The organism is Paeniglutamicibacter sp. GQ140, assembly GCF_059759235.1.
Map to the genome: position 1 here is coordinate 1 of NZ_JCAXDW010000017.1, position 15,964 is coordinate 15,964.

Here is a 15,964-nt window from a genome sequence, read left to right on the forward strand (position 1 = left end):
CGCCGATGCCTCCGCGCTTGCTCACCCGGCCTGATTGCCTGTGGTGACGCGTGGGATTTCTGGTGCCAAAGGCCTGTCTGCTGGATACCTGCTGTGCGCGTGCCCCAGGTTCGATAAGCCACTGCATGTCCCACGGCAAGGATCCAATCCTAGGGCGGAAGCCTGGACCCAGTGGATTTCCAGGCTTCGCTGCCCGGATACCTAATGGCGGTAGCGACCCGAGTCGCGCTATCCGCGGGCTCCACGCCTCCCAGACATGCACCCGGATCTCACGACCGGTCATGGGAGCTGACGAAGGACTATGGATGCGCCAATGGTCGTAGAGAGTGCTGGACCGCGCTCCAGTGAGCGTCTACGTCTGCGCTGACGGCAGGTCCTATTGCGTGCGACCCGGAGTGCTGGGCTCGCTTGTCGCCTCCCCGCCCCCAGGTAGTCCATAGGCATGAAACCAGCGTCTGCTCCGGCGCGGGGCAGGGGCCCCTCCCCCGGCGAGTTGGTTGCTCCCGTTTGCCCTGGTGGACAGTTCGCGGCATGTATCTTGTGGCAGGTGATGGCCACGGTCGGAAGCATTTTTCGGCGGACAACCATACAACGTTCGCCTCATCCTGCAGCCCACCCCTGGCTGTTCATGGCGCGGTGGGGCGCCTACCTCGGTGTCTGGGTGGCGATCCATTTTCGTCCCCGCAGGGAGGGGTAACCATGGATTGCCGGGGCGGAGTATTGGCAATGGGCGTAACCGTTTCACGTGAAACATCTGTCGGTTTGGCTGGCTCGCGAACCCGTGTCCCCCGGGTGCAGCTGAGTCCATGTTTCACGTGAAACTTTTGTTGGCGCACGCTATTGGTTTCCTGCCTAGGGATTCTGCAGTACCCGTTCGAGCCTCCAGATCCCTGCCTAGGGCCGGTTGTATGACCAGCGGGTGAAGGGCCGACACCCTGTCGAGTCCCTGCCGTACCTCAATCGATCGTTGATCGGCGAACATCGCGGAAGGCTTGGTGGGCCAAGGGAGGTCAGATCTTTCAGTGTGCCTGGTACCCCTGCGGCTCGGGATTCGTATATCCACCGGATCATGGGCGCCCTTGTCGTAGAGGAGTGCATCGCACACGTTGCTGTGTTGAATGTCCTTGGATATGTCCATGCAACCCGCATCGAGGCCTGACAACGGTCCGCAGCCGCAGCAGAGCATTGGCCGTCACCTGCTGCCAGTGGCCGACACCGCGCTGCCTCTTAGCCCGCCCCGACTTTAGGTCGCATAGTGAGTGCTGGGTTGCTGGCCCTCGGTCCCGGTATCGCTCGTCCTCCCCTAGCCATTTCAATCGGTCCCCTAATGCTGTCGCCGAGGATCGATAGATGTCGGCCGCATTGCCGAGAGGGCGCAACCAAAGGCTGAAACGACGTCCAGATGTACACAAAGCGATGTTCCTGATCCACGCTGCCAATGCACCCGACACATTGCAGCGCCACATGACACGGCCAAGCCCACTGCGAATTCCCGTTCCGGGAGCGGCAGGTGTCGTTCATGGTGGGGCATCCGGCGAGGTGCGCGCAACGTCCGGTTCGGCAGAATCTTGCCTGGGTGGCAGGCTCCATGCTCCGCGACCTGCGGAACCTTGAAACAGGAAACAGCATAATGCCGTGCCGACAGAGCTTGTCCGGCGGGTTCAACGACTACCTCAGTCAGGAAACTACCGCGGTCTCGAACCGATTCATCGGTCAATTCGGCCCGCCCCGTCCGACGACGGGCCTGGTGAGCGGTGCGAGCTTGGAACTCGCGGCCCAGTTGGAACCGCTACCCCTGTACCCGACTCCGGATCACTGACGTCGTGCCTCGAGGCGCGGTTCAATGACTTCTGCTCATACACTCAAATATGAGCCCAGGCCCTGAGGTGTTAGATACCGAAGGCGTTTGCGGCCATGGGGTCCAAACCGTGATCTGGACGGCTAATACGTCGGCTGACATCAGCCTGGTACACCAAGACCTTTGCCTGGCCCCTACTGCGCCACCCAGGAAAAGGTTCTGACGTTTACCGGGCCCCCGGTCGAAAGTGGTCGATTCACGAGCCCCTTCTCTGCCTGCCCGGACTCGGGACCACTCCCCCGAGAAAGGCAACAGGTCTCTGTGACCGGCAGCCCGGTCCTATCTCTCCGCTTGTACTTCGCCGACGGACTACCACCGAGGGGGCGAGCGTAAAGGTGGAACCCAAGCGCCTATCTCCGTCGCCCCCCGAGCTGATCCCTTCACCTTGGGTCGGTTGTGTTTCGTCAAATTTAAGTCGGCCATTAAAGCGCTAAGAATCAGGCCACGTGGGCTCGGTTTCCTGCCATGTCGGCGTTTGGCCTACTTCATGAGCGCATTCTTGACCCGGTAGGACTCGCCACGGAACTGCAACAGCCGCCCATGGTGCACCAGCCGGTCGATGACGGCGGCAGCCATGTTGTCGTCCCCGAACACGCTGCCCCACCGAGAAAACTCCAAATTTGTCGTGATGATCAGGCTCCGTTTTTCATACCCGTCCGCGATCACCTGGAACAAGCGCCTGGCCCCTCGTTGTCGATCGGCAGGTATCCCAGCTCATCGATGGCGATCAACTGGTTCTTGGCCAGGGACGCGAGTTCCTTGTCCAGCCGGTCCTCCTCCTTCGCCCGGCGCAGCATCATCACCAGCGCCGAGGTGGTGAAGAACCTCGCGGCGATGCCCTGCCGGCACGCGGCCGCCACCAGGGCTGTGGCCATGTGGGTCTTGCCGGTGCCCACGTCCCCGTAAAGCACCAGGTCCTGCGCCCGGTCAATGAAGTCCAGGGATTCAAGGGGATGGCTTCCATAGTCTTCGGGGAACCTGACGTTGCTGTAGTCAAACCCGGTCAGTGATTTCATCGCGGGCAGCCGTGCGGCCTTGAGCAGCCGCTGTCGCCGGGATTCGAGCCGGGATTCGTGCTCGGCGACCAGCACCCCGTGCAGGTATTCGCGTTGCTTCGGGGTGCCCTTCTCGGCCCATTCGGTCAACACGCTGCCGGTGAGCGAGGCGTGCTTACCGGCCTCGAGGAGGTCTTGGTCGGTGATCGGGTTCATGCGACCTCTCCTGTGGTGATGTTCAGGGTGGTGAAGGTGTCATAGACGCTCAAGTCCACGTTCGCTGCCGGTGGTTCGGTGCCGTCGGCCAGCCGGCGGGCGAGCATGCCCAGCATGGCCATGTCCGGTCCGTCCCCGCGTTGGATCAGAGTGTCGGCCGCATGTATCGCATGGTGGAATCCGGTGGTCCCGGACGCGGCATCCACGGCATTGAACAGCCGACGCCGGTCGGTGGGCGTGGCCTTGTCCGGCCACTCGCGCACCGGGTCGGCGACCAGGGCGCGTAGCGGGGAATGAGACCAGGCACCGAGCTTGGTCACCAGCAACGGGACACAGTCGGTGGCGGGTTGTCAGCACCACGTCGAAAACAGCCATGAGCGGCAATTGAATTTGCCACGGAGTCGACTCGATCGTGGACGGCAACCCTGAGCAGGTGCCGGCGGCCGAAAGGCATTGGCCCCTCTTTCAGTTGCTGCCTGGGCGGACGAGGGTGCCCGGTTCAGCGACCGCCTCAGTTCATTCTAAAACCGTGGATCGGTCGGTCGCGCTCGGTTCTGTGACGGCACCATCGCCAGACATGGATGGATGCTCAGGAGCTCCCACGGGTGGCTCGATTCAGCACAACGTTCACGTGGAAGCTTCGGATGGACCGCCTCAGGGAATGCCAACATCTCCGTCATGGGAGGCCTGGACTCCTCTGGGCCCCAGCCGGGCAAGAAGAGGATGTCCGCCTGCGGTCAACAAGGTTGCTGCAGGGTCACCCTAGAGTTTCGCCCGTGGGCAGTGTTCGGTTGCCGCTGACACAGGTTCCACTGCTGTACGTGCGATCGGAATGGCTTCCAGCTCCCATCCATGGCTGTTGGCAACCTGAGCTGGCGTGCCGCTGGTCCGGGTGTCCCGGCAGCGATGCGAGCCCGGGACAACATTCATACTCCCCTGTCCGGTGCGGTAGCCCCAGACAGGGCAGCGTTCCTCCCCGTCTACGCGCCACTGCACACCATGGCCGTCGGCGTCGATCAACGAGCTCGAAGTCTCCGGCGGCAATGCCGTTGGACCTCGTCAGCGTTTCGAATGCCCATCCCGGGGACGCCGTCGACCATCGTCATCCAAATCCGGTTGCTCACAAGCGCGGAGGGCCGCGAACTTGGATTCTCTCTTCGTGCAGAGTTGCAGGCAAAGTCGCCGTGAGCTCGTTCTGGACTCCATGGAAAGACTCATCGATAAGGGAATGAGGCCCAGGGTGTGGACGGCCATCGTCCGCTCCGCGCAGGACACATACGAAACCGAGATATTGATCTCGATGGAAACTTGCTCTCCTCCGGCATCCTCCACTGCTGCGTCCTGGATCCGGACACGGGTTATTGAATACGTCGGGCAGCATCTCACAGCTGCAGCCCCCGTGGTCGGACAAACTCCGCCGTCGGCTCGTTGCACACCTGCACCTGTGCGACACGGGGCACGAGTACGGGCTCTTCAGTCCTTCGGAGATTCCGCCGTCGTTACACTGCCCGGAAGGCGTGGCTACGTCGCATCGCATCAGACCCATGGGCATTGGTCACTTCGCCCAACTATCGCGACCAAAAGCCGCGTCCGGGATGCCCTTGCCACCAAGTTGGTGGGCGTGCCAATTCGATGTGGACAGACTCCGAAATCGTATGGATTTGACTCATGCGGCTCCGGATCGCACAATCCAGCAGTCTGTTCGCGTTACGTCCCGAGGACAATACGCGATTCGGGGCAGGCAGGCGGTACCTACCGTTCCAACGATCGTCAGTCCATGAGGCCCAGCATCTCTGACACTCCCATGAGTAGCCGAGGGTAGGCACGCTTGTCTTGGCCATTCCGTCTTCGGTTCTCTCCGCTCACAACATGGCCCACGCCGATTCAGGCCACGAAATATTTTGAAAGGCCAGCCCTTTCGCAGCCTTCCAAGACATCCTCGCGCGTCGGCGTTCAACTGAGAATGGATATTTACTTCGACGGGAGCCACCGATATTGGACGTGGCGACCATGGCCAGCACCAAGGGCGAGCGATTTCCACTTGACAGGTCCGAGCCGCACCGGGGGCCCGCCGGCCGAACTGCCACCTGGATCGAGTCCGGAGATGGGAACATGCGCGAGACGCTCTGGTCCTCCCGGGCATGAATTCACGAGTTGGAGCCCGCCGGTTCCGACCCAGGCCGCTGCTGGCCCGAATTGGCAGCATCAGTGGCCCCAAGGGGACTGGACAGTGTCCCCCAAAGCGCCGAATACCGTTGCGGACCAATAGTTGGGTGGACAACTCTGCAATCGTCCGCTGTCTTGCCTCATCACCGCTCTCGTTTTCAATCGGTGGGACCATGCGTCATCCTCAGGTCGTGATAGCGCTACTCCTGAAGCGCTTCGGCAGCCGTCATCTTGTTTCACGTGAAACATCATCTCCACCATGCACGATTGATCTTGTCTGGGCGTCAGTGGAGGGCAGTCCAGCCACCGCTTCTCTGGAGTGGAATCACGGACTTCCTGGGTAGCCGGCAAGTTCCAAGCGATTCGATTGAAACGAAGATCTAGCGTCCACCGGGTGCAGCCCGTCATCGACGATGGGTGTTCGCTCGTGTCTGACAGCCTCATCCTCTGCCAATACTCGACCGCACAGGCGTCCTAAGCGCTGGAGCTTGATCGGTCTCAATTCATGGCGACAGCACTGTCGCGCCGCTCCTGGACTCAGGCATGGGTGCAGTTGTCGTACTTGTCCTGGTTCGCAGTCACCATAAGTCGCCACACAAGTCCGACTCCCCTATTCGATGCCGACCCTCGCATGGCTGCCCCCAGGGGCCCCCTAGGGGCCTTCGGGGACGTCTGGTGCCGTACGTAGTCCGGAGATGCCCCCAGTCGCTCTCGAGGGCTTCTGCGGGCTCCTTGACGCCATGCGAGACCCCACGCGGCACAGGTCGGTGCTGTGGCCGTCGACTCCGAGAGCACTGGACGTCCAGCTACAAAGTATCCCTACTTGGTTAAACGAAAAGGGTGGAGTGTTTCACGTGAAACACTCCACCCTTTTTTCGCCTGATTGCCTACTTCGCTTCGGACTCCGGCGACAGCACGCTCATGATGCGGTTCAAATCATCGACGCTGGCGAATTCGATGCTGACACGACCCTTCCGAGCACCTAACGAAATCTTTACGTTCGTATCAAGCCGGTCAGAGAGCGAAGTTGCCAAGAAGTCCAACCGCTCATGGCGCGGCGTCTGCTTCGGAGCCGCGGTCTTGCGCGGCTTTTGCTGACCATCACTCATGGCCACGGCTTCTTCGGTAGCCCGGACGGACATCCCCTCGTTGACGATCCGCTGTGCCAGCTGCTCGATCTCCGCGGCATCGGCGAGACCCAACAGCGCACGCGCATGTCCGGCGGATATGACACCCACGGCTACTCGACGCTGCACCAGTGCGGGCAACTTCATTAGTCGGATTGTATTGGAAATCTGCGACCGTGAACGACCTATACGTTCCGACAGGACTTCCTGTGTGCAATCGAATTCGCTAAGAAGCTGCTGGTACGCGGCTGCCTCTTCGAGCGGGTTGAGCTGCGAACGGTGAAGGTTTTCCAGTAGTGCATCCCGGAGGAGATCATCGTCTTGCGTTTCACGGACGATTGCCGGAATTGTTGTAAGGCCGGCTGCCTGGGTGGCACGCCATCGGCGTTCACCCATAACGATCTCGTATGGTTCTTTGTCATTCTCCTTGGAGGGACGAACCACAATCGGTTGCAGCAGGCCGACTTCGCGAATGGAGTGGACCAATTCGTCCATGTGTTCTTCGTCAAAGTATGAACGCGGTTGCTTACGGTTCGGGTGGATCTGGTCAACCGACAGCTCGGCAAAGCTGGCACCTGGCACCTCCACTAGGTTGCTGGTGTCAGTTTCAACCGCTTCCATCTCTCCAGCACGGCCGGAAGACGCAATGAGACCCGGCATCTGGGCGCGGCGCTTTTTAGCAGCTGCGGACGTGGCTGGGGCCGATTTGGCTTTTTCTGCGGCAACTTCTTCTTCGGTCTTGCCCGGCACGAAGAACATATCGACCGGCCGAGCCTTTTTGCCATTGGCGCCACCGGCAGCGGTCTTTGGCTTGGAAGGAATCAGTTCCGGATTCTTTGCCGTTTTCGCGGTGGCCGGCTTTGATGTTTCACGTGAAACATTCGCTGGAGTCTCCTCCTCGGATTCCGCGACCGGGCTGCTCGAAATCAATGCACCAAGACCTCGTCCTAAACCACGTCGCTTTTCCGACATTGGATGTTACTCCCTTTCGACACCGTTACTACCCTGACCCAAGGCAATTCTACTGGGTGGTGATTGATTGTTGAGGACGCGGCTCACGGGTGTGGCTCGCAGAAGCCCGAAGTGCGACTTTTTGCACCCTACCCGACCCCAGGTCATGTAGCTATCCGCCAAAGAGACGCTTCTTCGGCATTCTTACTCTAAAACAACTTAAATTGGGCACTTATCGAACCGTGGCCAGACTATTCTCGCTTTGGCGTGGGTCAGACATGGAAAATTACCGGAAGCGCAACAAAACCTAGTGGTTGCCGCGCTCGGCGATCTCGGCAGCTGCTTCCAAGTAGGAAAGCGCACCCGTAGAGCTCGAATCATAAGTGATGACCGTCTGCTGATAGCTGGGTGCTTCGGAGATGCGCACGCTGCGGGGAATCAAGGCCTGCAACACCTGGTTCGGGAAATGCTCGCGAACCTCGCTTGCAACCTGAGCGGCGAGGTTTGTCCTGCCGTCATACATGGTCAGGAGAATCGTCGAGACCGTGAGATCCGAATTGAGATGCTTCTGGATCATTTCAATGTTCTTGAGGAGCTGGCTGAGGCCTTCCAATGCATAGTATTCACACTGGATAGGAATCAAGACCTCGCGGGCGGCAACAAACGCGTTGACTGTCAAAAGCCCGAGGCTGGGCGGGCAATCGATGAAAACGTAATCCAGGCGGTCCATGCCGTTCGCATCGCGATACTCAGCATACTGTTCCAGGGCTCGTCGCAGCCGTTGCTCGCGGGCCACCAGCGACACGAGCTCAATTTCCGCCCCAGCCAAGTGGATGGTTGCAGGTGCCACGGTCAGGTTATTGATGTCAGGGCATGTGGCCACAACTTCAGCGAGAGGTAAGTCGTTGATGAGCACATCATAAATGCTGTCGACATCCGCGTGGTGTTCAATGCCCAACGCAGTCGAAGCGTTTCCCTGCGGATCAATATCAATCACCAGGACGTTGAGGCCCGCTATGGCCAGGGCGGCCGCAATGTTTACAGTGGTCGTCGTCTTGCCGACGCCACCCTTTTGGTTGCTGACAGTCATGTAGCGGGTGGTGTCCGGCTTGGGCAACTGCCGGCCGCTCAACTTTTCCCGCCTTTTGTGTTCGCTTGCCAGCTGGCTTGCCAGCGGAGAACTATCGTCAGTGGTATCGAAAACGTTTCGTGCCATCACAGGTTCCTTCGCCACCACTGGGTCCTCTCCATCGGAATCCGCCAATTCCACCGCTTCGATCTCGTCGAGAATCATTGCAGTGGTAAAGATTGTTTCACGTGAAACAACATCGGACTCGGTTGAATCAATCGTTTTAGGTTGTTCTTGAGAGTTTGATGAGCCAAAACTAGCGAAAAGCGCTGCAAACGGTGGAATCTTGTTAACGCTACGCTTCAAAACAGTTCTTTCTACTAACTCAACAGGTGGCATGGAGCCACCTGATACAGCCTATCGCTAATGCGCTAACCTACGTTGATACGCACCACGGTGGTTGGTTCGCTGAGAATCTCTTCTCCCACCGTTACGACCTCGGTCTTCTTACCTCCGAGACGACGAATCATCTTCGCAGCCTTCTCGACTTCTTCGGCCGCAGAGCGCCCCTTGATGGCCAGGACAGTCCCCTTCCCATGAAGTAGCGGGATGGTGAGCCCTGCGAGGTTCGTCAGAGCCGACACCGCGCGAGCCGTGGCAAAGTCCGCGTTCACGTGCTCCACGACTTGCTCGGCGCGCCCACGCATCACCGTGACGTTTTCCAACTCAAGGTCCTCGACGACTTCGTGCAGCCAGATGCAGCGCCGCTCCAATGGCTCGATCAAGGTCAGCTCAAGGTCGGCACGAGCCAAGGCAAACGTCAGTCCCGGGAGCCCTGCCCCACTGCCTACGTCAGCCACATGAGCGCCCTCGTCAATTAGGGTGGCAACGACGGCACAGTTCAAGACATGCCGGGACCACAGGCGTGGAACTTCACGAGGGCCTAGCAGTCCGCGTTCCATGCCGGAGGTGGCCAAATGCTGAACATAGCGCTCGGCAAGCCCCAGGCGATCACCAAACACTGTCCGGGCGGCTTGGCTCTCTTCTGCGGTAAGTTCTACTTCGTTGCTCATAGAATTGTTGTTCCTTGGTTCCGGGCTTAAGAGTCGGCTGGAGACACAACGATGTGGCGGCCGGGGCCTTCACCCTCGGACTCGCTTTGCATGCCCAGGGCAGCCACACAATCGTGTACCAGCTTGCGTTCGTAGGCGCTCATGGGCTCGAGGGCTACACTTTCGCCGTTGGCTTTGACCCTGGCGGCGGCTTCCTCGGCAATGCGCTTGAGTTCACCGGCTCGCCCCTGGCGGTAGCCAGTGATGTCCAGGACTAGACGCGAACGGTTGCCGGTCGCTGTCAAGACGGCCAGCCGGGTGAGCTCCTGCAGGGAGTCCAAAACCTCGCCCTTGGCACCAATCAGGCGACGCAGCGACTTTTCGTCTTCGGGTTCACCGGCGATTGAAATGTAGGTCCGCCCACCACGGACTTCAATGTCGATGTCTCCGTCGAGGTCCGCAATATCGAGCAATTCCTCGAGGTAGTCCGCGGCGATGTCGCCTTCCTCTTCGATGTTCCTCGCTTCATCGGGAACATCGTTTTCCTGTACCGGATTTGCGGTATCGACAGTTTCGCTCTGCTCAACATTGCTCATGACTATTTCTTCTTCCTGTTCTTGCGCTGGGGCTGCACGCGCTGCACCTTTGGCTCCTCGACGACCGCTGCTGCAGCTTCGGCTTCAGCCTTCTTCTGGCCGATCGGAGGAAGTCCCTTGGCGGCACGGCGCTCATTGAGCTCGCGCTCTGCCTGCGAACCGGGAGTCGGGTTGTTGCGAATTACGTAGTACTGCTGGCCCAAAGTCCAAAGGTTCGTGGCCGTCCAGTAGATCAGGACACCGATCGGGAAGTTGATCCCGCCGATGCCGAAGACCAGCGGAAGGATATAGAGCATGATCTTCTGCTGCTGCATGAAGGGACCCTCGAGGGCTTCCTTCGTCATGTTCTTGGACATGATTTGCTTCTGCGTGATGAACTGCGAGGCAGTCATGGCAAGAATCATGATGACGGCAACAATGATCACCGCGGCGCTTGGGGATCCCGAGTTCAAGGTGTTCAGGAAGGTGTCGGAAAGACGGGCGCCAAAAATCGACGAATTGTCAAAACTACGGATGTGATCGGCAGAAAGCGCGCCAACAGCCGAATTGGTCGCACTGGCCTTGGAAGCGTTGTTCAAAACAGTAAACAGCGCAAAGAAGAACGGCATCTGCACGAGCATGGGCAGGCATGAAGAAAGCGGGTTCGTCTTGTGCTTCTTGAACAGCTGTCGCTGCTCCGCAATCATGGCCTGCTGCGAGAGCTGGTCCTTTTTGCCCTTGTATTTGGCCTGAAGCTTGCGCAGGTCAGGTTGCAGGGCCTGCATGGCGCGCTGTGCCTTGATCTGCTTGACGAAGACCGGAATCAAGGCCGTACGAATCAAGAGCACCAGGAAGACGATGGACAGCGCCCAGGTCCACCCCGAGCTGGGGTCAAGTCCGATTCGAGTGAACAATTCGTGGAAGGCCCAAAGGATCCACGAGACTACATACCGAAAAGGGCTCAGTAGCAGGTCAAAGAAGTTTGTCATTACCGGTCATGCTCCTCAGGCCGCATCTGCGGCATCTTCGTCGGCGGGAATCGGAGGATGATTCATCACCATGATCTTGGGGGTCTTGCCTTCTGGCCAAATTCGTCGGCCGTCGGGAACGTAATCGATCCCGCCATGGCTAAAAGGATTACATCTTAAGACACGCCAGATGGTTAATCCGATGCCTTTGATGGCGCCATGTACCGTAACTGCTTCAAGGCCATAGGCCGAGCAGCTGGGAAAGTAGCGACAAACATCGCCATAGACCGGCGAAATAATCTTGCGATACACCATCAGGAACCCGATGAGGAGGTTTCTGGGGATATCTATCAGGAACCAGATGAGCCCGGTTCTGGGTCTAGGATCCTTTTTCATGCTTAGCACCTGCCTTACGGACAACCGATTCAAGTCCGGAGAGGACCTGCTGGCTCAAATCGTTCCAATCGGTGCCGGCGGAGCCAGGCAAAGCCCGGAGCACGACGTCGAGACCGGTGGCATCCGCAGAGAACTGCTTGGCCAATGCACGCATCCGTCGCTTGACGAGGTTGCGGTGCACGGCATTGCCAACGGCCTTGGAAACGATAAAACCAAAACGGTTATTGCCCTGGGGTTCGTCGGAGCGAACCCGTGCATATAGCACTACGTTCCGGCGCCCAGTGCGGGCGCCGGAACGTACAGTGGCTGTAAAGTCCTGCGAAAGGCGCAAACGTTGGTTCTTTGGCAACACGACGTCACGCGTCGAGTCTGAAAAACAAAGAACCCACGAAAACCTGCGCCATTCCAGGACAGTAGTGCTTAATGGTTATGCAGAAAGTTCGACGCGACCCTTGCCGCGGCGGGTTGCCAAGATGGCACGGCCTGCACGGGTACGCATACGAAGTCGGAAACCGTGCTTCTTGGCACGACGACGGTTATTCGGCTGAAAAGTCCGCTTGCTCACGGTAGTAACTCCAAGACGATCATGTGATGCGCCTTGCCCGTTGCTAATAAGTAGGGAAGAACAGGCCGACGCTCGTATTCAGGTGGCCCTCATGGACTGTTCCATGCTTTCGATGGCCAATAGGTCTTCGAAGGCATCTCACAGTGCCAAAAGTGCGCACATAGGACTACACAACGATAGGGGTGCAAGTGAAGGTACGTCAAATTGAGCCCAGCGACGGCCCACCGGGACCCTGTGCACAATGTGATCTTAATTGTGGATACCGCGGTGGATAAGCGGCCAAAAAATCCGAATAGCGGGCCTGACACCTTGATCCTAGAGATCAATTTTTACTTGGAACCCCGCAGATTTGCAAGCCCTTGGGAGATATCCACCCCGAGTTATCCACCGTCTGTGCATAACGCTGTGGATGACGGCTAGAATCATTCCGTTGGGGTCCGGCAGTTCTGGGCCCCATTCGTCGCCCGTTTGGTCGATGTAACAGAACGAAGGGGCCTAATTGTGAGCACGGACGAGACCAATAGTGTCGGCAGTGCCTGGCGCCAGGTAGTTCGCCATATCGAACAAGACGACCGTGTGACGCCCATGCAGCGTGCATTTGCCGCCTTGGCACAGCCCCAAGGTCTCATCGGAACGACGCTCTTGCTGGCGGTTCCCAACGAGTTGACTCGTGACGTTCTCCAAACCCAGCTCAAGGATCCGCTTGAACAGTCGCTGAAGCTTGTTTTCCAGTCGGATATCAGGTGCGCGTTCAGCATCGACTCGGACTTGGTCCCGGAAGAGGTCCCGGCTCCCCCGGTCGAGCTTCCACCCGTTCCCAAGGCACGGATCAGCGATGTGCTTCCTCAGCCTTCGCCTCCTTCCAATTCCCAGGAATTCGGCCGGCTGAACCCCAAGTACATCTTCGATACGTTTGTCATTGGTTCTTCGAACCGTTTTGCCCACGCCGCCGCCGTGGCGGTTGCAGAGGCTCCGGCCAAGGCCTACAACCCCTTGTTTATCTATGGCGATTCCGGTCTTGGCAAGACTCACCTGCTTCACGCAATCGGACATTACGCCCGCCATCTCTACAACGGCATCCGCGTCCGCTACGTGAATTCCGAGGAGTTCACCAACGACTTCATCAACTCCATTCGGGACGATGAGGGTGCCAGCTTCAAGCAGACCTACCGGAACGTCGACATCCTGCTGATCGACGACATCCAGTTTTTGGCCAACAAGGACGCAACCCAGGAAGAGTTCTTCCACACCTTCAATGCCCTGCACAACCACAACAAGCAGGTTGTGATCACCTCTGACCTGCCGCCAAAACAACTCTCGGGCTTCGAAGACCGCATGCGATCGCGTTTTGAATGGGGCCTGCTCACCGACATCCAGCCGCCCGAGCTTGAAACCCGCATCGCGATTCTGCGCAAGAAGGCCACGGCCGAGAACCTTTCCGCGCCCGATGAGGTCATGGAATACATCGCTTCCAAGATCTCCACGAATATCCGGGAGCTCGAGGGCGCCTTGATCCGCGTTACTGCCTTCGCGTCGCTCAACAACCAAACCGTTGACATGAGCCTTGCAGAAACGGTTCTGAAGGACTTGATCACCGACGAGGGCGCCCAGGAGATTACGCCGGCGACCATCGTTGCCCAGACAGCGGAGTACTTCAACCTCACGATTGAAGAGCTCAACAGCAAATCCAGAACCAGGACCCTGGTGACTGCACGACAAATCGCGATGTACCTCTTGCGAGAACTCACGGATATGTCGCTGCCGAAGATTGGCCAGGAACTCGGTGGCCGTGACCACACCACCGTGATCCACGCCGACCGCAAGATCCGCGAACTCATGGCCGAGCGGCGGGCCATTTTCAATCAAGTGACCGAGCTGACCAACCGAATCAAGCAACGGCAACGCGAAGGCTAGAAGGCCCACAAATCCAATAACCACAGGTGTGGATAAACCTGTGGATTATTAAGTGGACTACATCGATTCCCTGCGGATAACTACAGGGGCAGCTGTGGATCCCTTAATTCACGGGAAAAGTTATCCACGGAGCCGTGACACTCAGTGTCACGCCCAGTCACATGTTGTGCACATGCATAATTGGTGCGTTCCCGCGGCCGGGAGTGCTTATCCACAGTATCCACAGGGGTTATTAACACTACTAATCCCATCTTTCTTATTCATCCAGATAACAAGTCCACTTCTGCACCCATGCGTCCAAACTGCGTCAAATGCCTCCTCGTCGACCTCTTTGTCTGGATTGCCGAGTACCGGTTGGCCAGGAGATCAATTCGTGGAAACGTCTCCTCTGGATTGCTGCTTGCCGGAACTTCGTCACTGGATCTTCTTTGCTGCCAAGGGCAAGGCCGAGCCACTTGAATTCCTTGTCCATGAGCTGAAAAGCGTTCGTCAGAATGATTCACCGCAGGCAAACCCCTCCGGGAAGCTTCGCGAACCACATCCACTGGTCTCCGGCATACGCCGGACATGTGATTTCCCTGGCTTCTGTTGATTTGGTCTGGTTTCTAAAGTGGCGCTTCCCGAATACCCGGATGCAATCGCTGCCTCGTTGATCCACGGCGCGCATGGGATTCTGGTTTCGAGCCCCAAAGCCACGTTTCACTCCAAGCCAGAAGCCCGATCATCATCACGGACTTGTAAAAGCCGGTATGCTCGAAGGCTGTGCCGTAGTTCTGCCATCAGATGCAGTCGGTTCACAAAGCGAGCGTGCCAACTCATACCGTTTCCCGAATCGGTTCTGCGTTTGGATTTTTTCCGAGCCGCTAAGCTTGCTTTAAGTCATGTACTGTCGACTTCGTCGTGAAAGGCGGACCACTTCGTGAAGTTCAGCGTTGAAAAGGATGTATTGGCCGAAGCCGTGTCCTGGACCGCCCGTTCACTTTCCCAACGGCCGCCCTCCCCGGTGCTCTCAGGCATCCTCATCACCGCAACCAGCGGTACCGTTTCCTTGGCCGGGTTCGACTACGAGATCTCTGCCCACCTCGAAATCGCTGCAGATGTCGCCGCCGAGGGAACCATTTTGGTCTCTGGCAAGTTGCTGGCGGAAATCTGCCGAAGTCTTCCAAACGCCACCGCGGTCATTGAAACCGACGGCACCAAGGTCACCCTGACGTGCGGTCGAAGCCGCTTCCACCTGGCCACCATGCCGGTGGCGGAATATCCGGAACTTCCATCGCTTCCCGAGGTCACAGGTGTCGTCGATGGCGAGGCTTTTGCCCATGCAATCAACCAGGTGATCGTTGCCGCGTCCAAGGACGACACCTTGCCGATTCTCACGGGTGTCAAGATGGAGATCGAAGACGACCTGATCACCTTCCTGGCCACTGACCGTTACCGACTGGCCATGCGTGAAGTCCACTGGAAGCCCTCACAAGCAGGCATTTCCACCTCTGCGCTGGTCAAGGCGAAGACCCTGAACGAGGTTGCCAAGACCCTGGGATCCGCAGGCGAACTGAAGATTGCCCTGGGCGAAGGCAACGAACTCATCGGTTTCGAAAGCGGAAACCGCAGGACAACCTCGTTGCTCGTGGACGGTGACTACCCGAAGATCCGCTCACTCTTCCCGGAAAACACGCCGATTCATGCCACCGTGCGCACCTCCGATCTCATGGAGGCCGTCCGCCGCGTGGCGGTTGTTGCCGAACGCAACACCCCGGTCAGGCTTTCCTTCTCCGGCGGCCAGCTCTCCCTCGATGCCGGCACCGGTGAGGATGCCCAGGCCGAGGAATCCATCGAGGCGCAGATCGACGGCGAGGAAATCACCGTCGCATTCAACCCCGCATACCTGAGCGAGGGACTGAACGCATTCGACAGCGAATTCGTGCGTTTCTCCTTCACCAGTGCACCGAAGCCCGCCATGATGACGGCGCAATCCTCCCTGGACGGACAGGACAGCGACCAATACCGCTACCTGGTCATGCCGGTGCGCCTACCAAACTTGCCCAATTAGGTTGCCCGCGGGGGAAAACCTGGTTTTTCCACCCGTCGCAATCTCGTGTTCGACCGCTCCAC

General features: G+C 58.5%; 11 protein-coding genes and 1 pseudogene. 2 read left to right on the forward strand and 10 right to left on the reverse strand.

Translation table 11 applies throughout. The features are described 5' to 3' along the window. Positions 1-2,338 precede the first annotated feature (2,338 nt). From istB to rpmH, 10 genes and pseudogenes are all read right to left on the reverse strand, one after another. Positions 2,339-3,069 (reverse strand): annotated as a pseudogene (gene istB, locus AC6CHY_RS18370) (IS21-like element helper ATPase IstB). After that, a complete protein-coding gene (locus tag AC6CHY_RS18375) occupies positions 3,066-3,395 on the reverse strand; it encodes a hypothetical protein (RefSeq protein ID WP_217390887.1) in 330 nt (109 codons plus the stop codon). Before AC6CHY_RS18375 ends, istB begins: the two are co-directional and overlap by 4 nt. Positions 3,396-6,122: 2,727 nt before the next feature. Beyond that, the gene (locus tag AC6CHY_RS18380) at positions 6,123-7,334 is read right to left on the reverse strand and encodes a ParB/RepB/Spo0J family partition protein (RefSeq protein WP_217390886.1); all 1,212 of its coding nucleotides are present in this window, start codon (positions 7,332-7,334) and stop codon (positions 6,123-6,125) included. A 286-nt stretch (positions 7,335-7,620) separates the two neighbouring features. Further along, positions 7,621-8,529, reverse strand: a complete 909-nt coding sequence (locus AC6CHY_RS18385; protein WP_254456422.1) for a ParA family protein — start codon at positions 8,527-8,529, stop codon at positions 7,621-7,623. A 284-nt stretch (positions 8,530-8,813) separates the two neighbouring features. Then, positions 8,814-9,455 (reverse strand): 16S rRNA (guanine(527)-N(7))-methyltransferase RsmG, encoded by a 642-nt coding sequence (rsmG, locus tag AC6CHY_RS18390; protein ID WP_217390885.1) that lies wholly within the window; start codon positions 9,453-9,455, stop codon positions 8,814-8,816. 26 nt (positions 9,456-9,481) lie between these two features. Further along, on the reverse strand, positions 9,482-10,030 hold the full coding sequence (locus tag AC6CHY_RS18395) for a Jag family protein (RefSeq protein WP_217390884.1): 549 nt from the start codon (positions 10,028-10,030) through the stop codon (positions 9,482-9,484). 2 nt (positions 10,031-10,032) lie between these two features. After that, positions 10,033-10,998: a membrane protein insertase YidC gene (gene yidC, locus AC6CHY_RS18400; RefSeq protein ID WP_217390883.1), complete on the reverse strand. Its 966-nt coding sequence runs from the start codon at positions 10,996-10,998 to the stop codon at positions 10,033-10,035. 15 nt (positions 10,999-11,013) lie between these two features. After that, on the reverse strand, positions 11,014-11,373 hold the full coding sequence (yidD, locus tag AC6CHY_RS18405; RefSeq protein ID WP_217390882.1) for a membrane protein insertion efficiency factor YidD: 360 nt from the start codon (positions 11,371-11,373) through the stop codon (positions 11,014-11,016). Next, on the reverse strand, positions 11,357-11,725 hold the full coding sequence (gene rnpA, locus AC6CHY_RS18410) for a ribonuclease P protein component (protein WP_217390881.1): 369 nt from the start codon (positions 11,723-11,725) through the stop codon (positions 11,357-11,359). The genes yidD and rnpA overlap by 17 nt, the downstream gene beginning before the upstream one ends. 75 nt (positions 11,726-11,800) lie before the next feature. Then, a complete protein-coding gene (rpmH, locus tag AC6CHY_RS18415; RefSeq protein WP_217390880.1) occupies positions 11,801-11,938 on the reverse strand; it encodes a 50S ribosomal protein L34 in 138 nt (45 codons plus the stop codon). Positions 11,939-12,439: 501 nt separating this feature from the next. On the opposite strand from rpmH, the gene dnaA reads away from it, so the two are divergent. Then, a complete protein-coding gene (gene dnaA / locus AC6CHY_RS18420; protein WP_217390879.1) occupies positions 12,440-13,852 on the forward strand; it encodes a chromosomal replication initiator protein DnaA in 1,413 nt (470 codons plus the stop codon). 919 nt (positions 13,853-14,771) lie between these two features. Then, positions 14,772-15,902, forward strand: a complete 1,131-nt coding sequence (gene dnaN, locus AC6CHY_RS18425) for a DNA polymerase III subunit beta (protein ID WP_217390878.1) — start codon at positions 14,772-14,774, stop codon at positions 15,900-15,902. Positions 15,903-15,964: the final 62 nt, after the last annotated feature.